This window comes from Inquilinus limosus, from assembly GCF_002195995.1.
GTDB classification, from domain to species: domain Bacteria; phylum Pseudomonadota; class Alphaproteobacteria; order DSM-16000; family Inquilinaceae; genus Inquilinus; species Inquilinus limosus_C.
This window is the reverse complement of the sequence record NZ_NHON01000059.1, coordinates 1-24,016: the sequence shown is the minus strand read 5'-3', so window position 1 is coordinate 24,016 and position 24,016 is coordinate 1. Positions and strand designations below refer to the sequence as shown.

At 71.1% G+C, this 24,016-nt stretch carries 21 protein-coding genes; 4 read left to right on the top strand and 17 right to left on the bottom strand.

The genetic code is table 11. From position 1 onward, the window contains the following. Positions 1–106 precede the first annotated feature (106 nt). The 4 genes from BWR60_RS25005 to BWR60_RS24990 all read right to left on the bottom strand — a co-directional run bounded on the left by BWR60_RS25005 (position 107) and on the right by BWR60_RS24990 (position 4,251). On the bottom strand, positions 107–1,435 hold the full coding sequence (locus BWR60_RS25005) for an NAD(P)/FAD-dependent oxidoreductase (protein WP_088154061.1): 1,329 nt from the start codon (positions 1,433–1,435) through the stop codon (positions 107–109). Continuing rightward, the gene (locus tag BWR60_RS25000) at positions 1,435–2,133 is read right to left on the bottom strand and encodes an SDR family NAD(P)-dependent oxidoreductase (RefSeq protein ID WP_088154059.1); all 699 of its coding nucleotides are present in this window, start codon (positions 2,131–2,133) and stop codon (positions 1,435–1,437) included. Before BWR60_RS25000 ends, BWR60_RS25005 begins: the two co-directional genes overlap by 1 nt. 222 nt (positions 2,134–2,355) lie before the next feature. Next, positions 2,356–2,886: a MarR family winged helix-turn-helix transcriptional regulator gene (locus tag BWR60_RS24995; protein WP_218823668.1), complete on the bottom strand. Its 531-nt coding sequence runs from the start codon at positions 2,884–2,886 to the stop codon at positions 2,356–2,358. A 48-nt stretch (positions 2,887–2,934) separates the two neighbouring features. After that, positions 2,935–4,251 (bottom strand): NAD(P)/FAD-dependent oxidoreductase, encoded by a 1,317-nt coding sequence (locus BWR60_RS24990; protein ID WP_088154056.1) that lies wholly within the window; start codon positions 4,249–4,251, stop codon positions 2,935–2,937. A gap of 438 nt (positions 4,252–4,689) precedes the next feature. Here BWR60_RS24990 and BWR60_RS24985 point away from each other — a divergent pair, with 438 nt between their 5' ends. Continuing rightward, positions 4,690–5,856 (top strand): porin, encoded by a 1,167-nt coding sequence (locus tag BWR60_RS24985; RefSeq protein ID WP_179221939.1) that lies wholly within the window; start codon positions 4,690–4,692, stop codon positions 5,854–5,856. 152 nt (positions 5,857–6,008) lie between these two features. Here the strand turns inward: BWR60_RS24985 and BWR60_RS24980 are convergent, their stop codons facing one another. The 8 genes from BWR60_RS24980 to BWR60_RS37770 all read right to left on the bottom strand — a co-directional run bounded on the left by BWR60_RS24980 (position 6,009) and on the right by BWR60_RS37770 (position 14,203). Then, complete coding sequence (locus tag BWR60_RS24980; RefSeq protein ID WP_088154052.1) at positions 6,009–7,781, bottom strand: adenine deaminase; 1,773 nt, start codon at positions 7,779–7,781, stop codon at positions 6,009–6,011. A 295-nt stretch (positions 7,782–8,076) separates the two neighbouring features. Next, the gene (locus tag BWR60_RS24975) at positions 8,077–9,102 is read right to left on the bottom strand and encodes a substrate-binding domain-containing protein (RefSeq protein WP_088154050.1); all 1,026 of its coding nucleotides are present in this window, start codon (positions 9,100–9,102) and stop codon (positions 8,077–8,079) included. A 25-nt stretch (positions 9,103–9,127) separates the two neighbouring features. Further along, complete coding sequence (locus tag BWR60_RS24970) at positions 9,128–10,141, bottom strand: succinylglutamate desuccinylase/aspartoacylase family protein (RefSeq protein WP_088154048.1); 1,014 nt, start codon at positions 10,139–10,141, stop codon at positions 9,128–9,130. 183 nt (positions 10,142–10,324) lie between these two features. Then, positions 10,325–11,116, bottom strand: coding sequence for a transporter substrate-binding domain-containing protein (locus BWR60_RS24965; protein WP_218823667.1), 792 nt, complete (start codon positions 11,114–11,116; stop codon positions 10,325–10,327). Positions 11,117–11,294: 178 nt separating this feature from the next. After that, a complete protein-coding gene (locus BWR60_RS24960) occupies positions 11,295–12,023 on the bottom strand; it encodes an amino acid ABC transporter ATP-binding protein (protein ID WP_088154046.1) in 729 nt (242 codons plus the stop codon). Continuing rightward, entirely contained in the window at positions 12,010–12,660 is a 651-nt protein-coding gene (locus BWR60_RS24955) for an amino acid ABC transporter permease (RefSeq protein WP_088154044.1), read from the bottom strand. The genes BWR60_RS24960 and BWR60_RS24955 overlap by 14 nt, the downstream gene beginning before the upstream one ends. 12 nt (positions 12,661–12,672) lie before the next feature. Beyond that, positions 12,673–13,341, bottom strand: a complete 669-nt coding sequence (locus tag BWR60_RS24950; protein WP_088154042.1) for an amino acid ABC transporter permease — start codon at positions 13,339–13,341, stop codon at positions 12,673–12,675. A 58-nt stretch (positions 13,342–13,399) separates the two neighbouring features. Next, positions 13,400–14,203, bottom strand: a complete 804-nt coding sequence (locus BWR60_RS37770; protein ID WP_218823666.1) for a hypothetical protein — start codon at positions 14,201–14,203, stop codon at positions 13,400–13,402. 639 nt (positions 14,204–14,842) lie between these two features. Between BWR60_RS37770 and BWR60_RS24940 the strand changes: the two genes are divergently transcribed. Then, positions 14,843–15,751, top strand: coding sequence for an amidohydrolase family protein (locus BWR60_RS24940; protein WP_088154040.1), 909 nt, complete (start codon positions 14,843–14,845; stop codon positions 15,749–15,751). Here BWR60_RS24940 and BWR60_RS24935 read toward each other — a convergent pair. From BWR60_RS24935 to BWR60_RS24920, 4 genes are read right to left on the bottom strand one after another with little or no spacing between them, the layout of a single operon-like run. Then, positions 15,748–16,701, bottom strand: a complete 954-nt coding sequence (locus tag BWR60_RS24935; RefSeq protein ID WP_088154038.1) for an ABC transporter permease — start codon at positions 16,699–16,701, stop codon at positions 15,748–15,750. The two genes, BWR60_RS24940 and BWR60_RS24935, sit on opposite strands and share 4 nt — an antisense overlap. Continuing rightward, positions 16,698–17,639, bottom strand: a complete 942-nt coding sequence (locus BWR60_RS24930; protein WP_088154036.1) for an ABC transporter permease — start codon at positions 17,637–17,639, stop codon at positions 16,698–16,700. The genes BWR60_RS24935 and BWR60_RS24930 overlap by 4 nt, the downstream gene beginning before the upstream one ends. Beyond that, positions 17,636–19,159, bottom strand: a complete 1,524-nt coding sequence (locus BWR60_RS24925) for a sugar ABC transporter ATP-binding protein (protein ID WP_218823665.1) — start codon at positions 19,157–19,159, stop codon at positions 17,636–17,638. The genes BWR60_RS24930 and BWR60_RS24925 overlap by 4 nt, the downstream gene beginning before the upstream one ends. Before the next feature lie 2 nt (positions 19,160–19,161). Then, positions 19,162–20,214 (bottom strand): ABC transporter substrate-binding protein, encoded by a 1,053-nt coding sequence (locus tag BWR60_RS24920; protein WP_218823664.1) that lies wholly within the window; start codon positions 20,212–20,214, stop codon positions 19,162–19,164. Between the two features lie 224 nt (positions 20,215–20,438). Between BWR60_RS24920 and BWR60_RS24915 the strand changes: the two genes are divergently transcribed. Beyond that, a complete protein-coding gene (locus BWR60_RS24915; RefSeq protein WP_144445742.1) occupies positions 20,439–20,816 on the top strand; it encodes a hypothetical protein in 378 nt (125 codons plus the stop codon). Between the two features lie 465 nt (positions 20,817–21,281). Here BWR60_RS24915 and BWR60_RS24910 read toward each other — a convergent pair whose 3' ends face one another. Next, positions 21,282–22,199: an MBL fold metallo-hydrolase gene (locus BWR60_RS24910; RefSeq protein ID WP_218823663.1), complete on the bottom strand. Its 918-nt coding sequence runs from the start codon at positions 22,197–22,199 to the stop codon at positions 21,282–21,284. 623 nt (positions 22,200–22,822) lie between these two features. Between BWR60_RS24910 and BWR60_RS37245 the strand changes: the two genes are divergently transcribed. Further along, entirely contained in the window at positions 22,823–23,605 is a 783-nt protein-coding gene (locus tag BWR60_RS37245) for a hypothetical protein (RefSeq protein WP_088154028.1), read from the top strand. Positions 23,606–24,016: the final 411 nt, after the last annotated feature.

The window sequence follows — 24,016 nt, the reverse complement described above, 5'->3', positions numbered from 1 at the left end:
AGCTCCCTTGTTCGTGGCCTCCAAGGCCCGGCGGGGGCGGGTCTGCGCCCGTCTCCCCGCAGGGCCGCGTCAGACCCCGGCCATCGGCCGGGGCTTCGATCCATCCCTAGACCCCGGCCATCGGCCGGGGTCTTGATCCATCGCTAAAGCGCGAGAAGCGGAAATCCTTCGGGTCGACGATCGGGCGGGCGCCGGTCGCCAGGTCGGCGGCCAGGTGCCCGGCGCCGGGGCCGATGCCGAAGCCGTGGCCGGAGAATCCCGTCGCCACCACGAGGCCCGGCACCGCCTCGACCGTCGAGATTACGGGCACGGCGTCGGGGGTGACGTCGATCAGCCCGGCCCATTCCTGCACCACCCTGGCGCCGGCGAAGGCCGGGAACTGTTTCGCCAGGTCGGCCATGGCCTTGCGGTTGGCGGCGCGGTCGGGCGCAGGGTCCAGCACCCGCGCCTTCTCATAGGGCGAGACCTGGTCCAGCGGCACCGGTGCCGCCTCCCGCCACTCCCGCAGGAAGCGGTCGTCGACCCGGATCTTCAGGCCTGACCATTCCATGCGCAAAGCCGGCAGGAAATCGCTGAAGAAGCGGAAACTGTCCGGCACCAGCGGCGCGATGTTCGAGTTGCCGTTGGCGATGGTGTAGCCGCCGTCGTGGCGCTTCCGCAGCGCGAATTCCTTCGACCACATCGCCGTCTCCGGCGCGCCCTCCAGCGGCGCGGTGCGCTGCACGCTGGCCCGGACCTTGAGCTGCGGCAGGGTCAGGCCGAGATCCTTGAGGAAGCGCCGCGACCAGGCGCCGCCGGCCACGATCACGCTGTTGCAGGCGATGCGGCCGCGCTCCGTCACCACGCCGGAAATGCGCCCGCCGGCCCGCTCGACGCCGCGGACGGCGCAGTCGGTCAGGATGGCGGCGCCGGCCCGGCGCGCGGCGCGGGCGATGGCGGGGGCGGCGCGCTGCGGCTCCGCCCGCCCGTCGGAGGCGGAGTACAGCGCCGCCTTCCAGCGGCCGCCCGCGCCGGGCATCAGCCGGTCGAACTCGGAGGGGGTGATCAGCCGGGCGTCGAGCTGGTAGGGCCGCGCATGCTCCAGCCAGGCCTCGTATTCCGCGATCTCCTGGTCGGTCTCGACCGCGAACAGGATGCCGCTCTGGCGGAAGCCGGTTTCGGCCTCCACCGTCTGGTTCATGCCCTCCCACAGCCGCATGCTCTCGATCACCAGCGGGATCTCCCGCGGATCGCGCCGGGTCTTGCGGCACCAGCCCCAGTTGCGGCTGGACTGCTCGCCGGCGATGTGGCCCTTCTCGCACAGCGCCACGGCGACGCCGCGCTGCGCCAGGGCGAGGGCGGCGCTGGTGCCGATGATGCCGCCGCCGACGATGACCACATCGGCCCGCTGCGGCAGCACGGCATCGGGCTCGACGCTCTCGACCTGCGGCCCCATCACCAGCTCTCCTCAAGCGTCGAATTGATCGGGATCTCGGTGATGCTCGCCGTGTCCGGCAGGTCCAGCAGGAAGGCGACGATGCGCGCCACGTCCTGCGGCTGGGTCAGGCTTTCCGGGGGCCGGCTGGTCAGCCCTGCCGCCATGTCGGTGGCGACGAAGCCGGGGCAGATCGCGGTGGCGCGCACGCCCTCGTCCCAGCCGGCATGGCGGATGGCATGGGTCATCGCCAGCGCCGCGAACTTGCTGACGGCGTAGAGGCCGGAGGCCGCCGACTTCACCCGCTTGCCCGACAGCGAGGCGATGGTGACGACGCGGCCATGGCCGGAGGCGACGAGATGCGGCCAGGCGGCCCGCACCAGCCGCAGCGGCGACTTGACGTTGACCTGGATCAGGTCGTCGAGGTCGGCGTCATCGGCCGCGATCACCGTCTTCGGGATCATGATGCCGGCATTGGCGATGACGGCGTCGATCCGGCCGAAGCGCTCGGCCGTGGCGTCGGCCCAGAGGCGCTCGGAGCCCGGGTCGCGGGCGTCGAAACGGTGGACCAGGGCGTCGGCGCCTTCGGGCGGGGCCAGGGACGCCGGGTCGCGGGCGCCGAGGCTGAGCCGCCAGCCGGCGCGGGCCAGGGCGGCCGCGATCTCGGCCCCGATGCCGCGGCTCGCACCGGAGATCATGGCCACGCGGGCGTCAGTCATGGTGACGATCTCCGGCGACGGGCCTAGGAGCGGATAGCCTCTCCCGCCTGCAGGGTTTTGCACAACGCCTCCCGTCGCCGTCATTGCGAGGAGGCGAAGCCGACGAAGCAATCCAGGGGCCGGTTCGCACTGGCCCTGGATTGCTTCGCTGCGCTCGCAATGACGGTTCTGGGAATTCTGAAAAGGGCTCACCCGCAGAAGCGGCGACGCGAACCACCGTGGCTACTCCACCACCGGCGCCTGCTCGACATGGCCGACATAGACCTTGCGCAGGATCCGCAGCAGGTCGGCCTGCTCCGCCTCGCTCAGCATCGAGAAGAACTCGGCGGATTGGCGGCGGGCGACGGCGCGCACCTGCTCGGCCAGGCGGCGGCCCTTGCCGGTCAGGTACAGCTCGCGCGCCCGGCGCTCCTCCGGCGAGATCTTCTGCTCGACCAGCCCGGCCTGCTGCATCTGGTCCAGGAGCCGGCCCATGGCCGAACGGTCCTTGAGGATGAAATGCGCCAGCACCGAGGGCCGGATGCCCGGGTTGCGGCCGACCAGCAGCAGCGTCGAGATCTTGCCGGTGCCGCCGGCCACCTGCAGCGGTTCCATCTGCCCGTCCAGGTCGCGGCTGACCAGCAGGTTGACCGTGCGGACATAGAAGCTGAGCAGGTCGGTGAAGATGTCGAAGTCGATGTCCGAGAAGTCGATCGTCTTCGGGATCTGCGGATTGCGCCGCGGCCGGGCTCGGCCATCGCTCGTGGCGGGCATCGCCATCCTTGGTTTCGCTGGGGTGGGTCACGTCGAGGGTCCGCATGGTCAGAAGGGCGGCGGGTCGAGGCCGTCGCGCCGGGCCGCGCGCTGGTCGCGGATCCGCGACCAGGCCAGCATGACGCGGGGCATGAAGCGCATATAGGCGGGGGCGCGCTGCAGCGTTTCGACCGGCAGGGCCAGGTCCTGCGGCTTCGTTCCCGTCGCCCAGTCGGCCAGCACCGTGCCCATCATCGTGCCGGTCGGCACGCCGCGGCCGGAATAGCCGAGCGAGGCGACCACGCCCGGCGCCAGGCCGTAGAGCCGCGGGAAGGTGCGCGGCTGCATGTCGAGCGCGCCGGTCCAGCTGTACTGGAAGTCGATGTCGCCGAGCTGCGGCAGCAGCCATTGCAGCTTCCGCCGCATCAGATCGTGGGTATAGGCCGGATCGGCGCCGCGCTTGCCCTCGACGAACAGCGAGGTCACCAGCCGCCCGTCCTTGTCGTATTTCCAGATCGAGATGTCGCGCCGGCTGTCGACCACCGTGTTGTTCTCCGGCGCGATCGTCCGGCGGACATTGTCGCCCAGCGGCTGGGTGGCCAGCACGGCGACGCCGAGCCGGGCGAAGCTCTGCTCCAGACCCGGCCAGTAGCCGTCGGTATAGGCGCCGGTGCCGCACACCACCTTGTCGGCGAGGACGGCGCCCGTCGGCGTCTCCACCCGCCAGCGCCCGCCCTGCGGCCGGATGGCGATGACCGGCGACCGGGTGAAGATCTGCGCGCCGCGCGACATTGCCGCCCGCGCCAGGCCACGGGCATAGCCGAGCGGGTTGAGATGCCCACCCTCCGGATGGATCCAGCCGCCGCAGAAGCGCGGCGACCCGGTCAGGCGCTGGGCCTCGTCGCGGTCCAGCATCCGGGTGGCCTTGCCGACCGCCGCATACTCCCGGCAGCGCCGCTCCAGCTTCGCCAGGGCGGCGGTGGCGTGGGCGGCGTGGATGTAGCCGGTCTGCACCGCCTCGCAGTCGATGCCGTAGCGGCGGATGATGTCGAACACCAGGTTGGCGGCGTTGGTCTGCCGCTCGATCAGCCGTTCGGCGAAAGGCTCACCCAGGATGCGCCGGACGGTCGCGATCTCATGGACATGGAAGGTCGGGGTACAGTGGCCGGCGTTGCGGCCGGAGCCGCCATGGCCGATCTGCTGCGCCTCCAGCACCACCGCGCCGACGCCGCGCTCGCCGAGATGCAGCGCGGTGGACAGGCCGGTGTAGCCGGCGCCGATGACGCAGACCGGCGCATCGATGGTGCCGTCCAGCACCGAAGTCTCCGGCGCCGGGGCCGCCGTGGCGTACCACAGCGACGGTTCGAGCGGTGTCCTGTGTATCATTTCCTCCCCATTTCGGAAGAACTGACACAATTCCGATCAAGGAAGGCCATGTGCCGATTTTCGGCACATCATGCCTTCTTTTTCACCATTCCACGATCGCGCGGTATGCATCCGAATGATCGCCAGTCCGACACTGGGCAATCATTCGATCGTTTCTTGGGAACCGAGATTTTGATTGTGATCGTCCATTATGGATGGAGTCAAGCGTTAAGTCCGGCAAATGTGCAACAGCGGGTCCGGTCGCGACCCGGCGCGGGCGGTCGGAGGTGTGTCCTTCCGGCCACGGATCCCGGCCAAGCTCGAAATATACATTTTTGTATGTATGTGACGATCGAAGCGCAGGCCTACGGTTCCGGTCGTCGCGGAGACCGGGCCGACACGGCCACTGAGCCGGCCCGACCGTGCCTCCGGCGACACGGACCCCGGGAGGGAAAAAGCATGAAGCAGGTCCTGCTGGGCGGTACGGCGCTGGTCGCTGCCGCCCTGATCGGTGCGATGCCGGCCTCGGCCGCCGATCAGAACGTGACGTCCGGGCTGCAGCTGAAGATCAGCGGATTCATCGCCGCGCAATCCGCCCTGGTGCTGACCGACACCCAGCACTCGAGCTTCGACCGCGACTATGATTTCCAGAGCGATGCGCGGCTGATCTTCGACGTCAAGAACGTCACCGATTCCGGCCTCGAATACGGCGGCCGCATCCGCTTCGACTCGATCAACCGGCGGGATAATGTCGAGGTCTCGCGCGTCTACGCCTATGTGAAGGGCAGCTTCGGCACGATCACCTTCGGCGACGCGCCGACCATCGCCGACGATTTCGGCTATGTCTACGCGCATGACGAGCTGGCCGGCGACATCGGCGCCGGCGGCGGCGATTTCGGCGACCTGCTGGACGGCGACTTCCCGCTCGGCGGCGGCAACTTCTACTCGATCGACCCGACCTATCTCGGCGGCCTGACCAACCAGGACACCCGCATCAAGTATACCTCGCCGACACTCAGCGGCTTCAGCTTCGGCGTCGACTTCACACCCGTCGTGGGCGGCGCGACCCATGCCGGCAATGGCGGCCGCAACGACCTGATCAACGACGCCAGCACGCTGTACGAGAACGTCGTCACCGGCGGCGTGAACTGGGAGGGCGACATCGGCGGCGGCGTCGATCTCCGGCTCGCCGCCACGGCCGCCTACGGCAACGGCGTCTCGACCGACAACAATCCGGAGCATCACGACCTCGAGGCCTACACCCTCGGCGGCCGGGTCAAGTCGGGCGGCATCGCCGCCAGCGTGGACTGGACCCATTATTCCAGCCTGTACCTGACCAGCAAGTCGGTGGACTCGGTGGTCGGCGACGTCAGCTACACCTGGGGCCCGTTCCTGGCCTCGCTGTCCTACGGCTATACCTGGGCCGGCAGCAACAACGGCCTGGTCCAGCCCTACACCAACGCGACCGACCTGAAGGACAACCACCTCGCCGGCGCGAACCTGACCTACACCATCGCCCCGGGCCTCAACACCTATGCGGAGGTGACCTACGAGAAGCAGAACTTCCGCGTGGGCAAGGACTTCGAGAACGCCAACCTGCTGACCGGCCTCAACGTGGCCTTCTGAGAGAGGGCCGGCCCGGCAGGGGCACGGATGACCGGATGCGACGGACCGCTTCCAACGGCCTTCGTCTCTTCCCTCCTAGGCTGAAATCGCGTCCGGCCGGTGGGGATGCGTGGTCTGCCCACCACGCATCCCCATTTTTTTCATGACCGGAATCAGCCGGCGGCGACCAGCGGCCGGATCTCGCCGGTGCTGCCGTCGGCCAGGCCCAGATCGGTGACATGCGGCCCGGGATTGCAGGCCAGGCTGGCGCCGACCACCGCCTTGAAGGTGCGATAGGGCGGCTGCCAGTCGGCGATCCGCCCGGCCGCCGCCTTGACCGCCGCGAAATCGGCCGCGACCTCGCCCGCCGGCACGTCCGACAGCAGGCCGCAGACCGGCAGCGCCACCCGCGCCGTCACCGCGCCGCCCTCGGCCACCGCCATGCCGCCGCCCGCCGCGATCACCGCATTGGCCGCCGCCGCCATGTCGGCCGGGTCGCGGCCGAACACGGTCAGGTTGTGGCTGTCATGCGAGACCGTGGTGGCCAGCGCGCCGCGCCAGTGGCCCCAATCGTCCAGGATGCCGATCCGCGGCGTCGCCGGCCGCCGGCCGTGGCGGTGGATCACCGCCATCAGGATGCGGTCGTCCGGCAGCACCACCGCGCCGTCCCGCACCTCGACCGCCAGGTCGCGCCATTCGGTGAAGCGCGGCCGGAAGATCGAGTTGACCATGGCGGTGCCGTCGCCCGGCAGGCGCAGCACGAAGTCCCCGGCCGTCAGCGGCGCCAGCTTCATGGTGTCGTGGAAGGCGTCGGCCGGCCGGCCCGGCGGCCCGCCGGTCAGCCGCCCCGCCGCCGCGACCTCGCGGCCGGAGGCGAAGACCCGCTCCACCCCCAGCGTCTCCAGCCCGTCGAGCACGACCAGGTCGGCGCGGCGGCCGGGCGCGATGAGGCCGAGATCGCGGCGGCCCAGCCGCATCGCCGCGTTCAGCGTCGCCGCCCGGATCGCGTCGACGGGCGCCATGCCATAGCGGATCAGCCGCCGCAGCACGTCGGCCATGCCGCCGACGGCGACCAGGTCGTCCGGGAAGATGTCGTCGGTGCAGATCGTCAGGGTCTGCGGCAGGTGCGGCAGCGTCGCCAGCGCCTGCACCGCGCCGGGCAGGACATAGTCGTGCGACCCGCGCAGTTCGACCGTGAAGCCGGCGCGCAGCTTGGCCAGCAGGTCGTCGCCCGAGGTCACCTCGTGGTCGGACTGGATGCCGGCGGCGGCGAAGCCCTGCAGCGACGCCCCCTCCAGCCCCCTGGCATGGCCGCAGACCAGCTTGCCGCTGGCGAGGCCGGCGGCGACCACGCTTTGCATCGGCTCGCTGCGGTCGAGCACGCCGCGCATGTTCATCACTTCGGCGACGCCGGCGATCTCCGGCCAGCGCAGCATCTCCGCCATCTCGCCGCCGCCGAACTCCGCCCCCGCCACCTCCAGCCCCGGCGCCGAGGGCACGCAGGACGGGGCGAGCGTCAGGATCCGCAGCGGCAGCCCCTGCCCCGCCTCGATCGCCCAGCGCACCCCGGCCAGGCCGGCGACGTTGCCGACCTCGTGCGGGTCCCAGCAGATCGTGGTCGTGCCCTGCGGCACCACCACCTCGGCATAGCGCCGCGGCGTCACCATCGAGCTCTCGACATGCATATGCGTGTCGATCAGCCCGGGCGCGACGAAGCGGCCGGCGGCGTCGACCACCCGGGCCGCATCACCGCGGCTGCCGGGGGCGTGCACGCTGGCGACCAGCGGCCCGACCAGGCCGATATCGGCGGCACGGATCTCGGAGGTCGCGACATCGACCAGCCGGGCCCCGGCGATCAGCGCGTCGAAGGGCTCCAGCCCCCGGGCGGCGCGCACGGCGCGGTCGCGCAGGCCGGGATCGTCCAGGTCGTGGGGTTCGCGGATCATGGCGGGGCCTTGTTGACGGGCGGCGGCCTCACCCTACGCCCTGGAGTGGAATGAGTTTAGGCCGCATCGGGTCATCCGATCTCGCCGGCAGAGCGTATGCGTTGCCTCTCCCGCTTGCGGGAGAGGCCGGAGACGCGAAGCGGCTCCGGGTGAGGGCCCTTTGTCGAGGCCCGGGCCAACCCTCACCCGGCCGTCCTGCGGACGTCCGACCTCTCCCGCCAGGCGGGAGAGGCAACGCGAAGATGCTCGATATCTCGTCAGATCCTGACGTGACCGGACCTCGGTTCATTCCTCTCTAAGCGCTCGCCCTCACCACCAGGCTGAGCTCGACCAGCTCGATGCCCCGCTCGGGCACCCCGCCGCCGAGGCGGGTCAGCAGCATCTGCCCGGCGCGGCGGCCGATGTCGTCGCTGTCGATGCGCACCGTGGTCAGCCCCGGCTCCAGCGCCTCGGCCAGCTCGATGTCGCCGAAGCCGGCGACGGCCAGGTCGCCGGGCACGGAGAGGCCGCGGCGCCGCGCCTCGAACAGCGCGCCGATCGCCAGCAGGTCGTTGCCGAAGAAGGCGGCGTCGGGCGCCTCATCCTGCTGCAGCAGCGCGGCCATCGCCGTCCGCCCCTCGGCCAGCCCAGCCGGCCCCTCGACCGGCAGCTCCGCGATCGGGCGCAGCCCGTGCTTGGCCAGGCCTTCCTTGAAGCCCTGCAGCCGCAGCACGCCGCGCCCGCCGCCGCGGCCGACATAGGCGACGCGGCGATAGCCGCGCTCGCCGAAATGCTCGCCGACCAGCCGCCCGCCGTCGAAGTTGGAGAAGCCGACCAGCATGTCGATCGGGTCCTGCGGATAGGCCCAGGTCTCCATCACCGGCACGCCGAGCGCCCGCAGCGCCTCGCGGTTCTCCTCCAGCTCGATCACGCCGGTGAACAGCACGGCGGCCGGCCGCAGGTCGCGCAGCGACTGGATCATCGCCGTCTCGCGGGCATAGGAATAGGCGGTCTCGCCCATCATCAGCCGGTAGCCCGCCGGCTCCAGCACCTCGGCGCAGGCCCGCACGGCGCGGGAGAATTGCGGGTTGGCGATGTTGGAGACGAAGGCGGTCACCAGGGTCGAGGCCGGCGCCGCCGCCGGCCGGCCGCCGGCGCGCAGGCGGATCGCATGCTGGTTCGGCTCGTAGCCGGTCTGCTCGATCGCCGCCTGGATGCGGCGGCGCTTGTCCTCCGCCACCTTCTCCGGCTGGCGCAGGGCGCGGGACACGGTGATCGGCGACACCCCGGCGATGCGCGCGACCTCGTCGATGCGGGGCGGCCGCTTCTCCGTATCCGTCATGCGCACCTCTCCCCCGACAAGTGCCTCATCGCCCGGCGTCCAGCACCTCGGCCACCTGGATCAGACAGTCGCCCGGTTCGCACCGGCTGTGCAACCGGTGCGAGATCACCACGCCGGCCTCGGCGAAGCGCAGCGGCGCCTCCGCCACCTCCAGCCGGTCGAGATCATGATACCAACCCGCCAGGTCGCCGGCCGCCACCTCGGCCCCGACCTCGACCGCCGGCTCGAACCAGCCGGGCGCGGTGGCGTAGATCGCCTGGCTGTGCCGGGCCAGGGACAGGAGGCGCATCGGCGCCGCCTCCGGCGCAGGCCCCAGCAGCGGCGCGTCGATGACGCCGAGCGCCAGCAGCAGCGCGTCGATCGCGGCCGAGGCGCCGCGCATCGTCGCCGGGGTCACCGTGCCGCCGCCGCCGAACTCACCGGACAGGCCGATGATGCCGGCCCGCGCCGCGGCGCCCATCGAGGTCGGCGCCGCCGGGCCGTTGTCGGCGATGAAGCCCCAGGGCAGACCCAGAGCCCGCATCAGCGCCACCGCCCGCTCCTGCCGCGCCGGATCGGCATGCCGCTCGATCAGGGCGCAGGGCAGATGCGCCATCGAGGTGCCGCCGGAATGCAGGTCGAGCACCACGTCATGGCGCGGGAACAGCTCATGCTCGAGGAAATGGGCGATGCGCCGGGTCGGCGTGCCGTCCGGGTCGCCCGGGAAGGCGCGGTTGAGGTTGCCGCCGTCGAGCGGCGAGCAGCGCTTCGACGCCCGCACCGCCGGCGCGTTGGTCATCGGCAGGATGGTCACCGCGCCGCGCATGTGGGCCGGGTCCAGCCGGCGGATCAGCCGGGCCAGGGCGAATTCGCCCTCATATTCGTCGCCATGGTTGCCGGCCATCAGCAGCACCCGCGGCCCGTCGCCGTTCTTGATCCGCGCGACCGGGACCTTGACGTGGAAATAAGGCGACCGGTCGACCGAGAAGGGCAGGCCCAGATGGTCCAGGACGCGGCCGTCGGCGTCGAAATCGATGGTGTGGAACAGACCCGTGTGCATCTCGGTCCTCGGGGCGTAGGGGACGCCGCCCGGGCAAGGCGGCGGCTTAATTTGAGATCGACTCTCCAGCCCTTCCCCGTCATGGCGAGGAGCGCAGCGACGTGGCCATCCAGGGACCGGTGCCGCTGGATGGCCACGCCCCTTCGGGGCTCGCCATGACGGGTCATATTCAAGCCGCCGGTACTACATCAGCGGCACCTGCTGCGGCGCGCCGAACCAGGTAGTCTGCAGCTTCGCCAGCTTGCCGTTGAGGCGGTTGTAGTAGAGGAAGGTGTTGATCCAGTTCAGCAGGTCCTGCTCGCCGTGCCTGACCACGACATGGGCGGGCGACTGGCGGATCAGGAACTTCAGCTCCACCTCCTTGCCCGGATTCTGCTGCGACACGGTGCGGGCGATGGCGCTGTTCTCGGCGAACATCTCGGCCTGGCCCGACAGGTAGGCGGCGACGGCCGAGGGCGCGTCCTCGAAGCGGACATACTGCGCGTCCGGCGCGTTCTCAGTCAGCCACAGGTCCAGCGTCGTGCCCTTGGCCACGGCGATGCTGTGGCCGGCCAGGGCCTTCGGGTCCTCGGTCGACGCGATGCTCTTCGGCCCGTAGACGCCGAGATCGACCGCCGCATAGGCCTGGGAGAAGGCGACCTGCTGCGCCCGCTCCGGCGTGGCGCCGGCGGCGGCGATCAGCACATCGACCTTGTCGGCCAGCAGGCTGGGGATGCGGCTGGCCCCGGTGACCTGCACCAGCTCCAGCTCGACGCCCATATCGGCGGCCATCAGCTTCGCCAGTTCGATGTCGAAGCCCGTGGCCTCGCCCTTGTCGTCCTTGAAGCCCCAGGGCGCCACGTCCATCAGCACGCCGACCCTGAGCTTGCCGGCGTCGAGCACGTCCTGCAGCGTGTCGGCCTGCGCCGCGGCGGGCAGCGCCAGGGCCGCGACCGCCGCGGCGGCGGCCATCAGGCGGCGGAATCCGGTGATCATGAAAACCTCCTTCTGTTCGTTCGTTGGCCGACGTCAGAGACCGTTTCGAAATGCGCTGGCGTGAGTCGGCTGGCGGTGGTTTCGAGACCCGGCGCGCAGCGGACGTTAAGTCCGTGAGCACCGGAAGCGGAGAAACCGCCGTCAGACGGCCGCGCCAGTAGCGTTTCCAAACGGTCTCTCATTGCACCGAGCCGATGAAGCTCTTCAGCTCTGCCGTCTGCGGGTCGCCGAAGATCCGGTCGGGCGGCCCCTCCTCCCAGACGCGGCCCTGATGCATGAAGACGATCTTGGTCGCGACGTTGCGGGCGAAGCCCATCTCATGCGTCACCAGGATCATGGTCATGCCCTGGCGGGCCATCTGCTCCATCACCCGCAGCACCTCGCCCACCAGCTCGGGGTCGAGGGCGGAGGTGACCTCGTCGAACAGCATCAGATGCGGCGACATAGCGAGGCAGCGGGCGATGGCGACGCGCTGCTGCTGGCCGCCGGACAGCCGCTCGGGCCAGGCGTCGATCTTGTCGGCCAGCCCGACCCGGCCCAGCATCTCCGCCGCCAGCGCCCGCGCCTCGCCTTTGCGGATCCGGCCGGCCAGGATCGGCGCCAGGGTGACGTTGCGCTCGACCGTCAGATGCGGGAAGAGGTTGTAGCTCTGGAACACGATGCCGACGCGCTGGCGCAGCGCCCGCAGGTCCTTCATCCCGGCGCGGACCGGCTTGCCCTCGATCCGCACCTCGCCGTCCTCGATCGTCTCCAGCGCATTGATGCAGCGCAGCAGCGTCGACTTGCCGGAGCCGGAGCGGCCGATGATGGTGACGATCTCGCCCTCCGCCACGTCCAGCGAGACGCCCTTCAGCACCTCGACCGGGCCGAAGCGCTTGCGCAGGTTCCGGACTTCAACGAGCGCCATTGAGACGGGCCTCCAGCGAGCGCGACCAGGTGGTCAGGGGGAAGCAGATCGCGAAGTAGATCGCGGCGACGACGGTGTAGGTCAGCAGCGGCTGGAAGGTGGCGGCGCTGGCCATCTGCCCGGCCCGCGCCAGCTCGACGAAGCCGACGATCGAGGCCAGCGAGGTGTTCTTCACCAGCTGCACCAGGAAGCCGACCGTGGCCGGCAGGGCGATGCGGAAGGCCTGCGGGCCGATGATCCAGCGGAACTGCTGCCACTTGGTCAGGCCGAGGCACTCCGCCGCCTCCCACTGCGCCGGCTTCACCGCCTCGATGCCGCCGCGCCAGATCTCGCCGAGGAACACGGCGGTCCAGATGGTGTAGGCGACGGCGACGGCCACCAGCGCCGGCACGTCGACGCCGAGGAACACCGGCATGCCGAAATAGATGAACATCAGCAGGCCCAGCAGCGGCACGCCCTGCACCAGCTGCAGCAGCAGCGCCGCGATCCAGCGCGGCAGCGCCGCCCGGCCGGCGCGCATCACGGCGAGGCCGAGCGCCAGCGGCCCGCCGCAGCCCAGCGCGATCAGGGTGAGGACCACGGTCCATTGCAACGCGGACAGGAGCGACAGCAGGTCGCCGGCGGAGAAGATTCGCATCCCGCCCTTCCCCTAGCGCCGGACCGGCCAGCGGAAGGCCAGCCGGCCGACCGCCGCGAACAGCAGCTTGCAGGCCACCACCATCGCCAGATACATCGCGCAGACCACGGCATAGACCTCGAAGCTGCGGAAGCTTCGGCTCTCGATGAAGCCGGCGGTGTGGAACAGCTCCTCCGCCGAGACCTGGGAGGCGAGCGAGGAGCCGAGCAGCAGCAGGACGAACTGGCTGGTGAGCGACGGGTAGACGTTGCGCAGCGCCGGCAGCAGCACGATGTGGCGGAACACCTGCCAGCGCCCCAGCCCCAGGCAGGTCGCCGCCTCCATCTGGCTGCGATGGATCGAGTCGAGGCCGGAGCGCACGATCTCCGTCGCATAGGCACCGAAATAGAGGCTGAGCGCCACGGCGGCGGCCTCGAAGGGCGGCAGCTTCAGCCCGATGCCCGGCAGCACGAAGAAGATCAGGAACAGCTGGATCAGCGCCGGGGTGTTGCGGATCAGCTCGACATAGGCGCGCACCGCGATCCGGACCGGCCGCGGGCCGTGGCGCAGCGCCAGGGCGCCGGCGACGCCGATCGCCAGCCCCGCCGCGGCGGCGATCGCGGTCAGCAGCAGCGTCATCAGGGCGCCGTCCAGCAGCTGCCCCTCATAGCGCCAGAGCGGCCGGAAGTTCAGGCGATCCATGATGACAACGTTGTCTTCGCAAGGCGCGCTATGGCGATGGCGGAACCCATGGGCCGAATCAGCCGAAGCAGGTGGGATAGGCAGCCCGGACGCGGCCCTGGCCGTCGATGCCCCAGATCATCCGCCAGCGGTCCAGGCAGGTGCAGGGGTGGGAGATGCCGAACTCGATCACGTCGCCGACCGCGACCGGGCTGCCGGCGCCGAGCGCCAGGAAGGCGTGCTGGTCGTTCAGCTTCATCACCCGCGCCTCCTCCGGCCGGGTGAAGGCGGCCAGCGGGCGGCCGTCGCGATGCAGGCGCAGCGGCGTCGGCAGGTCCTGGTCGAAGGAGACGTCGCGCATGCCCATGCCGCAGATGGCGAGGCCCGGCGCCGGGCGCGACAGCACCTCGGCCCAGATCCGCAACGCCGGGCGGAAGCCGTCCGACGCGCTCGCCACCGCGCCGCCCAGGCGGAAGCCCTGCCGGGCGTCGAGCGCCGCCAGGCCGCGCGTGTAGACGCCGTGGTCGTGGAAGAAGATCGCGCCGCTGCGCAGCACCAGCCGGGCCTTGCCATCGGCCGCCGCGACCGGGCCGAGATGCTGCACGATCATGTCGAAATAGGTGGAGCCGCCCGCGGTCAGGATCAGCGACGCCTGCGGCCCGGCCACGGCGCGCACCCTGCCGAACGCCTCCGCCGCCAGCGCGGCGAGGTCGGCGATGGCGACCCGCGTCCGTTCCGCATCCGCGGTCGCCGCGGCGCCCTCATAGGCGCCGACACCGGCCAGGCGCAGCCGGCCCTCGCTGGCCCTGACCGCGGCGATCACCCGCTCCGCCGCCGCCAGGTCGCGGGCGCCGGCACGGCCGGCCCCGACCTCGACCAGCACCGGCAGCGGCGCCAGCCGCGGGGGGGGGGGGGGGGGGGGGGGGNGTCGAGCGCCGCCGCGGCCTCGGCGGAATCGACGAAGGCGTAGATCTCGGCGCGGGGATAGGCCTCGTGCAGCCGGGCCAGGCGGCGGGCGCCGCCGGGGCCGCCGACCTGATTGGCCAGGATCAGCCGGTTCAGCCCGGCGCGCAGCATCACCGCGGCCTGGCGGATATCGGCCACCGTGGTGCCCCAGGCCCCGGCGGCGACCAGCGAGGCCGCCAGGGCCGGCGCCATCGGCGTCTTGGAATGCGGGGCGATCGCCGCCCCCTGCTCCGCCGCGTAGCGCAGCATCAGCGCCCGGTTGCCGGCGAAGGCCTCCTCGTCCAGGGTCAGCACCGGCAGCGACATCGTGCCCTCGGCCGGGTGCCAGCCCTGCGCCGCCACGGCGTCGAGCGGGATCGGCCCGGCGCCCGGGGGCACGCCCCGGATCCCGTCATGCAGCATGTCCTGCTCGATGATGCCGTCGGCCACGATCGCCGCTCCCTTCCCTGTACCGGTCGCCGTCATTGGGCTTTCTTAGACGGCAGCGGCGGGCTATCTGTCAAGACAACGTTGTCATCGATCCGGCGCAAGCCGGACATCCTGCAGGAGAGGCCTCGTGACCCAGCCCTATGACGGCCCGATCATCGACGCGCACCACCATCTCTGGGACCTGTCGATGGACCGCCATCCCTGGCTGCGCCCGGCGCGGGGCGAGATGGTGTTCGGCGACAACGCGCCGCTGCGCCGCAACTACCTGCCGGCCGACTACCGGGCCGATGCGCGGAACCAGCGCGTGGTCGCGACCGTGCATGTCGAGGCCGGCTGGGACCCCGCCGACCCGGTGGCGGAGACGGCATGGCTGGAGCGGCTGGACGATCGCCGCTGCGTCGCCGCGCGCTATGTCGCCCATGTGCCGCTCGACTCCCCGGACGCGGCGGCGCTGCTGGAGCGGCAGGCGGCCTTTCCGCGCGTCGTCGGCATCCGCGATATCCTGAGCTGGCACCCCGACCCGGCGCGCAGCTTCGCCGCCCGGCCGGACCGCATGGACGACCCGGCCTGGCGCGGCGGCCTGGCGCGGCTGGCCGGGCACGGCCTGTCCTTCGACCTGATGATCTATCCCGGCCAGATGGCGGATGCGCTGCGGCTGGTGCGCGACTTCCCGGGCCAGGTCTTCATCCTGAACCATTGCGGCAGCCCGGCCGACCGCGACCCGGAGGGCATGGCCCGCTGGCGCGCCGGCCTGGCGGCGCTGGGGCGCGAGCCGAACGTGCATCTCAAGATCTCCGACCTCGTGGCCTATGACCATCACTGGACGCCGGAGAGCCTGCGCGCCGTGGTGCTGACCTGCCTGGACGCCTTCGGCCCCGCCCGGTCGCTGTTCGCCAGCGACTTCCCGGTGGCCGGGCTGCATGCCGCCTTCGACCATGTCTGGGACGGCTTCAAGGCCTTCACCGCCGACCTCACCCCGGCCGAGCAGCGGGCGCTGTTCCACGACAACGCCCGCCGGCTGTACCGGTTCGGCTAGCGCCGCGCCTCGCGGCCGGAGAGCAGCAAGAGACCAAGGATCAGCCCGCCGAACAGGATGCTGCGCCAGCCGGGCGAGGCGTTGACCACGGTGATCAGCGCGGTGATGGTCACCAGCAGGATCGCCCCCGGGATGGTGCCGGCATAGGTGCCGCGCCCGCCCAGGATCGAGGTGCCGCCCAGCACCACCGCGGCGATCGAGGTCAGCAGATACGGGTCGCCGATGCCGACATAGCCCTGGCGGTTCATGCCCAGCACCAGCACCCCGGCGATGCCGGCGGCGAGGCCGCTGAGCGTGTACAGCAGCACCGTGGTCCGGCCGATATCGACGCCGGAGAGGCGCGCCGCCAGCGGGCTGGTGCCGAGGGCGAAGATCCGGGCCCCCGCCGCCGTGCGGTGCAGCAGCACCAGCACCCCGGCCGAGACCAGGAGCCACAGCAGGATGCCGACCGGCACCCCGGCCGGGCGGGCCGAGCCGAGCCATTCCACCACCGGGTTGCGCACGGTGATGGCGCTGCCGCCGGCGACGATCACCAGCAGACCCTGCAGCAGCGTCGCCATCGCCAGGGTCATGATCAACGGATGCACCCTCAGCGCGGCGATGCCGAGGCCGTTGAGGAAGCCGATCCCGGCCGCCACCAGCAGCGTCGCCGCCACCCCGACCAGGCCGGTCGGGTCCCAGGCCACGGACAGGAGCGGCAGCAGGATCGCCGTCACCGTGATCACCGCGCCGACCGCGAGGTCGATGCCGCCGCCGATCACCACCAGCGTCTGCCCGGCGGCGACCAGGCCGATCACGGCCGCGAGCTCCAGCAGGTAGCGCAGATGGCCATAGGCGCCGAAGCCGCGGGTCAGCAGGCTGGCGGCGATCCAGACCGCGGCCACCACCAGCCAGGCCAGCACCACCTTGTGCCGCAGGATTCCCGGCAGCCTGGTCGCGATCGCGGTCATGCCCGCCTCCAGCGGATCTGCGGCAGCGCCACGGCGCCGACGATGATCAGCCCCTGGGCGATGTATTGCGCCACGGGCGGAAAGCCCAGGAAGAACATGACGTTGATCATGACGCTGAGCAGCAGGCTGCCGGCGATGGCGCCGCGCATGGTGCCGGCCCCGCCGAGGAAGCCGACCCCGCCCAGCACCGCCGCGGCGATCGAGTTGAGGGTGAAGGGCGTGCCGATCACCGGGTCGCCCGACCCGGTCTGCGCCGCCACGAACAGCCCGGCCAGCGCCGCCAGCATGAAGCTGATGGCATAGGCCACGATTTTGGCCAGGTCGACCGGCACGCCGGAGCGGTAGGCGCCGACCGGGTTGTCGCCGGCGGCGTAGAGGCCGAGGCCGATCGGCGTCGCCAGGTACAGCTTCCAGCCGACCGCCAGCAGCACCAGCAGCAGCGCCGCCACCGGTTGGTGGCCGGCCAGGAGATTCGACAGCCAGTCCGGCACGTCGCCGCCCGGCCGCGGCAGCACCAGCAGCGCCGCGCCGCCGAGGATGAAGGACCCGGCCAGGGTGACGATGATCGCCGGCAGCCGGAACAGCGCCACGATCGCTCCGGCACCCGCCCCCACGGCCAGGCCGATCGCGGCCACGGCCAGCACCCCGCCGGGCACGCCCAACGCCCCGTCGAAGCTGGTGGCGGCGACCACGGCGCCGAGGCTGACCATGGCGCCGACCGCCAGGTTGATGCCGCCGGTCAGCATGATCATCGCCTGGGCCATGGCCACCAGCGCCAGCGGGAACCAGTTCTGGGTGAACTTGGCCACGCCCTCGACGCTGACCAGCCCCGGGAACAGCGCGACATAGAGCGCCAGGAACAGCGCCACGATCAGGTACAGCCCGCGCAGCCCCTGGTGCCGGCGGCCCTGGATCGCCCGGTACAGCGACGCGGTCATGCCGCCAGCCCCGGCGCCGCGACGCCCATGGCGGCGCCGACGATCGCCTCCTCGCTGATGCCCGGCCGCTCCAGCGTCGCCACGGTGCGGCCGGCGAACATCACCGCCACCCGGTCGCAGAGATGCACCAGCTCCGGCGTGTCGGAGCTGAGCAGCACCACCGCCTTCCCCTGCGCCGCCAGCGCCCGCAGCATGACGTAGATCTCCCGCTTGGTCTCGACATCGACGCCGCGCGTGGGATCGTTCAGCAACAGGATGCGCGGCGCCAGCGGCAGCCACTTGGCCAGCGCCACCTTCTGCTGGTTGCCGCCGGACAGCGCCTGCACCGGCCGCGCCATGTCGCCCTTGATGGTCAGGCGTTTCGCCAGGTCGGCCACCGTCGCCGCCTCCCCCGCCCGGTCGCGCAGGCCACGGGCCGGCCGCGCCAAGGTCGGCAGCAGCAGGTTGAAGGCGATGCTGTGCGGCAGCAGCAGCCCCTCCTTCTTGCGGTCGGCCGGCACATAGGCCAGCCCCGCCGCCGTCGCCTCCGTCACCTTGCCGAAGGGCCGGTCGGCCCCGGCGATGTGCGCGGCATCGGCCGCCGCCGGCAGGGCGCCGACGAGGCCGAGCAGCAGATCCTCTTGCCCCTGCCCGACCAGCCCGCCGATGCCGACCACCTCGCCGTAGCGGACGGTGAGGTCGACCTCCCGCGCGACCCCCGCCCGGAAGCCGCGGATCTCGATCGCCGTCTCCGCCTGGGCGGCAGGCTGCCAGGCCGGGAACAGGTCGCCCGGGTCGCGGCCGACCATCAGCCGCACCAGCCCTTCCGGGTCGACGCCATCCAGCTTCCGGTCGGCGGTGCGGCTGCCATCCTTCAGCACGGTGGCGTAATCGCAGAGGTCCAGCACCTCGTTCAGCCGGTGCGAGATGTAGAGGATGGCGACGCCCTCGTCGCGCAGCCGCCGCACCAGCCGGGCCAGGGTCTGCGCCTCATGCGCCGACAGCGAGGAGGTCGGCTCGTCCAGGATCAGCACCCGCGGCTTGCGGTACAGCGCCTTGGCGATCTCGACCATCTGCCGGCGGCCCAGCGCCAGGGCGTCGACCGGCAGGTCCAGCGGCTCGTCCAGCCCGACCAGGTCGCAGGCCGCCCGGGCCTGCGCCGCCAGCGCGCGATAGTCGATCAGCCCGAGCCGCCGCGGATAGGCGCCGAGGCCGATATTCTCGGCGATCGACAGGTGCGGCGCCAGGCTCAGCTCCTGCTGCACCACGGCGATGCCGGCGCGCTGGGCCTCGCGCGGCGTCAGGTGGCCGGTGCCGCGGCCGTCGACCGTCAGCGACCCGCCATCCGGCCGCAGCGCCCCGGACAGGATGTTGATCAGCGTCGACTTGCCCGCCCCGTTCTCGCCCAGCAGGGCATGGACGCGGCCGGGATAGAGATCGATCGAGACGCCGCGCAGCACCGGGTTGCCGAAGAAGGCCTTCGACACCCCATCGGCACTGAGGATGGGCGGCACCGTCCCGGCGCCGCCCCCGCCTGCCACGCTCACTTCACCGCCAGCAGCTTGTCGAACAGCGCCGTGTCGTATTCCGAGAAGATGTAGCCGTCGGCCGGGAACTGGTCGGCCCGCGCCAGGTAGCCGTCGATGCTGCTGTCGTCGATCACCGGCAGCGGCACCTTGACGAAGGCCGGCACGTCCTTGCCCGACAGCGCCTGCACCGCGGTGTAGACGGCCAGCGCGCCGAGCCAGTTGGGCTGCATCGTCGCCCAGCCCTTCATGTCGTGCTGCTTCCACAGCTCGAGGAACTGGCGGTAGTTCTCGCCGGTGGTCGGCACGAAGTCGCGGCCCTGCCGGTCCATCGCCAGGATCGCGCCGGCCGACAGCGCGCCGCCCAGCGACAGGATGCCGTCGATCTCCGGATTGGCGAAGAGCAGGCTGGTCACCGCCTCCTGCGCCGGGGCGACGTTGTAGTCGGTGTTGGTCTCGGCCAGCACCTCGACCCCGGGATTGGCGGCGAGCACCGGCGTCGCACCCTTGCGCCGGTCGTCGCTGACCGAGATGCCGGCCGGGCCGTTCAGGATGATGATCTTGCCCTTGCCGCCGATCTGCTTCACCAGCCACTCGGCAGCCTGGCGGCCCCAGTCCGCCGAATCGGTGTTGAGCTTGGCCGTCACCTTGTCGGTCTGCACCAGGCTGTCGAAGTTGATCACCGCGATGCCCTTGGCGCAGGCGTCGGCGACCACCCGGTCCAGCGCCGTGGCCGACCCGGCGATCAGGATGATCGCGTCGACATCGGCGTCGATCATCGACTGGACCTGCTGGATCTGGGTGTTGGCGTTGCCCTGGGCGTCGGTGATGACCAGCTTGTCGACCAGCCCCTTGGCCTTGAGCTCATCGACCTCCTTGCTGATCGTGCCCTCGGTCTGCTTCATCCAGGTCGGCACGGAGTAGATGTTGGCCCAGCCGATGGTGAAGGGCGGCTTGCGATCGCCCTTGATGCAATTGGCGGCGGCGTCGGCCGCGCCGGTGGCGGCCGCCAGGGCCGCGATCGCGAATGCGGCGCAGCAGGCGGCGCGCGCCGCCGAGATCCTCGTCATCATCCCTCTCCCTGTCTGACCCGGCCCTGCCTGACCCGGACGGCCCGGTGCGTTGTCGGTTTGGTCGGGGGCGAGGCTATCGGCATCGTCCCCGCGCCAAGGAGAAGCGGGACGCCCTGAGTCTGTCAAGACAACGTTGTCATCGGGAGTGCGCGAGAGATGCCCCCTTGCCGTTCCGGCCGGGGATGCCCATCACCTTGGGGCCACATCCGAGGGACAGGACCATGCCCGCCCCAACCTTGCCCACCAATGACCGCGACGACGAGCTGCGCTACGCCATGAATCAGCTGGAGGCCTGGCTGGCGCGCTGGGGCGCCGGCCAGGCCCCGGACGGGCTGCAGCTGGCCGCGATCAAGCGGGCGGTGGGCGAGCTGCATGTCGACGAAGGCGAGACCCATGCCGATGCCGAGCCGTCGGCGCATGAGGAGATCGCCGACCTGCTGGCCGCGGCGGACCCGGAGCATGCGCCCCTGGTCGAGGGCGGCGGCGACACGGCCGCCATCGACTACACCCTGCCGGAGTTCGAGCGCGACATGGAGCTGCTGCGCCCGAAATACGAGTATCTGAGCTGGCTCGGCGGCCGCCCGGTCGGGCACGCGTAGCGGACGGCCGGCCGCGCGACAGGCCGAACCGGGCCAGCCCGGAAGAGCGGCGGCGTCACCGAGTAGAAATCGAAGCAGCGGGAGACGCCGCCGATCATGGCCGGCGCCGGCATCGCGTGCTAAGAGCCGTTCGGCAGGGACCGCAGATGTTCCGGCGAATTTTAAGCAATATCCTCGAACTCTGCTGCCACGCCAATTCATCCCGACGGAGACGAAAGCATGTCCGCCACATACAATGATTTGAGCGATGAGTTGAAAAATCTGATCAATGCGTTTTCGAATGCATGCACCACATTCGAGGATCAGGGCATGCAAAGCGACATCAGCTGGGTCACCCAGGCCCAGTATTGGATCCAGGCCTTCGTATACGGCAATGCGCCGACCACCGTCGCGGACCTGACGGAGTATCTGACCCCCCCCCCCCCCCCCCCCCCCCCCCCCGACCGACCGGTCCGCGACAGGCGGTCAGTAGTCCCAGAACACCGGCACCCAGCGGAAGCCGTCGCCGGCGGCGGCCACCCGGCCGACCGAGGGGAACGGCAGGTGGGTGGCCACCAGCAGCTCGCCGGTTCCGGCCAGATCCCGCAGCAGACGGGTCCGGACACGGGCCGACTCCTCGGGGTCGTGCTCGAAGCCGTTGTACCAGTCGGGGTGCTCGAACCCGACCGCGAAGACGAGGTCCCCGGCGAAGGTCAGCCGATCGTCGCCGGACGCCACGCGGACCACGCTGTGCCCGGGGGTGTGGCCGCCGGTGCGCCGGGCCACGACGCCCGGCGCGACCTCATGCTCCTCCTCGAAGGTGTGGAGCTGGCCGCGATACAGCTCCACGAACCGCTTGGCGGCCGACCGCAGCGCGTCCGGGAAGCCCGGCGGCATGGAGACATGGGAGAAATCGGGCGCCTCCCAGAACTTGACCTCGGCGGCCGACACATGGATCCGCAGGTCCGGACGCAGCCGGTCCTTCACCCCGTCGACCAGCAGGCCGCCGACATGGTCCATGTGCATATGGGTCAGCACCAGGTCGGTCACCGATCCGAGATCGATGCCGGCGGCCTCCAGCCGCTTGACCAGCTGGCCGGCCCGCGGCAGGTGCAGGTCCGGGTCGAAGCCCAGCCCGGCATCGACCAGGATGGTCTGGTCGCCGCTGCGCACCACGACCGCGTTCAGGGCCCAATCGAACGCGTCGGGCGGCAGGAACATGTCCTTCAGCCAGGCCGCGCGGACGGCCGGGTCGACATTGTGGGCCAACATCGCTGTCGGCAGCGGCAGCACGCCATCGCTGACCACCAGCACGTCGATCTCGCCGATCCGCAGCGCGTAGCGCGACGGAACCAACTCTTCGGCCCCCTGTCGGGCGGGGTGTGAGATGCTGTCCGGGCTCATCTTCGTCTCCTGCTGATCGCCTCGCATTCGGCACCGGCGACGCTACGGGGAGGCATGCTTCCGGTCGATTGGGTCGAGGGAGAGGACGGGCCATACCGGGGGATAGGTCCCGCCATTCCGGGTGCGGGGTGCCGGATGACGGTGCCCGGGCCTCGGTGGCGGGCGGCGGCGACCGCCACCTTGCAGCTTCGCTGTCCCAGCCAGCCAATTTCCCGTTCCCTTTGATGAGGTCCTCGACATCTGCATAGGGGCGGATCTGGCCTCGGGAGCCCGATGCGATGACCGCGTCTCGCCCCTGGCGGTCTGCCGGACCGGGTCGTGTTAACGCAATGTTCATTGCGCTCGCCTGCGAATCTCGTTCATGATACGTTCCATGAAGGAGATGCCCGCCGAGTTCGATGTCGAGGCCTATGGCCGTGGCTGCGCGCTGCAGCAATGCGAGATGCTCACGCGCCTCGCCGAGATTCTTGGGCCAGCGGGCCGTTGAAGGCCGGATTGTCCCCGTTGCGGCCCACATCGGCCGCCCTGCCAGACCCGGGCATCCTGCGTGGCGGAGCCTGCGGCGGGCGTGTTAACGCAATGTTCATTGCGCTCGCCTGCGAATCTCGTTCATGATACGTTCCATGAAGGAGATGCCCGCCGAGTTCGATGTCGAGGCCTATGGCCGTGGCTGCGCGCTGCAGCAATGCGAGATGCTCACGCGCCTCGCCGAGATCGGCATGCAGCTGGCCGAGGCCGCCGGCGCCCGCGCCCTCGCCGCCCAGGCGGCCGCGGACCAGCCTCCGGCCGAGGCCGCGGAAGCTCGGCCTCCGGACCGGCCCCCGTCCGTCGACCCCGGCCTCGCCTTCGCCCGCTACGCCCATCTGGTGCGCCAGGCCCTGGCCCAGCGCGCCCGCGCCGTGCAGGACCTCGCCATCCGCGACGGCGGCCGCGACGCCCGCCGCGCCCGCCACCGCGAGCGGGTCGAGACCCTGGTCGCCGGCCTGGTCTGGGGCGATGCCGAGGATCGCGGCCGGGCCGCCGCCCTCGACCGGCGGGTCTCCCAGGCCTTCGCCGACCTCTATGGCGACCGGCAGGACCCGGTCGAGGACCGCCCGGTCGGCTCGGTCGTGGCCGGGCTCGTCTGCGGCCTCGGCCTGGCCGGGACATGGAGCCGCCGGGCGCCGTATCACGCCGGCCGGCCGAGCCCGGGCCGGCCGGACGGCAGCCCGGAGGAGATCCGGGCCCTGGCGGTCCGGCTGAAGGAGCCCGATGTCGAGGCGCTGCTCGACACCGAGAGCTTCGGCACCGCCGTGATCCGCCTCTGCCGCTCCCTCGGCTTCGACATCGAGAACGACCCCGAGAGCTATCTCGAAGAGGACGACGCCGATGACGACGACGCCGAGGCCTCGCCCGACAGCAGCTGACCGCCGCTGCTCGGGGTCAAAGCGGGCGTTTCTCCTCCCGGATCCTGCGGGACATTCCGGACTATCCATCCCGCGCCGTCATTGCGAGGAGGCGAAGCCGACGAAGCAATCCATGGTCCAGCACGGGCTGCCATATGGATTGCTTCGCTGCGCTCGCAATGACGGTTCTTGGTATTCCCAAGGATCCCGCAGGCGGGAGAGGCGATGCCCCGTCGCCGCGATGGGCGTGGAGGCTGGGCTGGGCCCGTCCCGCCCCGCCTTTGGAGCGGAATGAGGTTGGTTAGAATCGGAAGGGGATTCCCAGGGGCGAGGGAATGTGATTCACCATGCTGGCTGGGAGGAGGCCAGCCTGGATGGGTAAACCGTGCTCGATGGATCTCCGTGAGCGAGTGGTGCGGGCGGTGGAGCAGG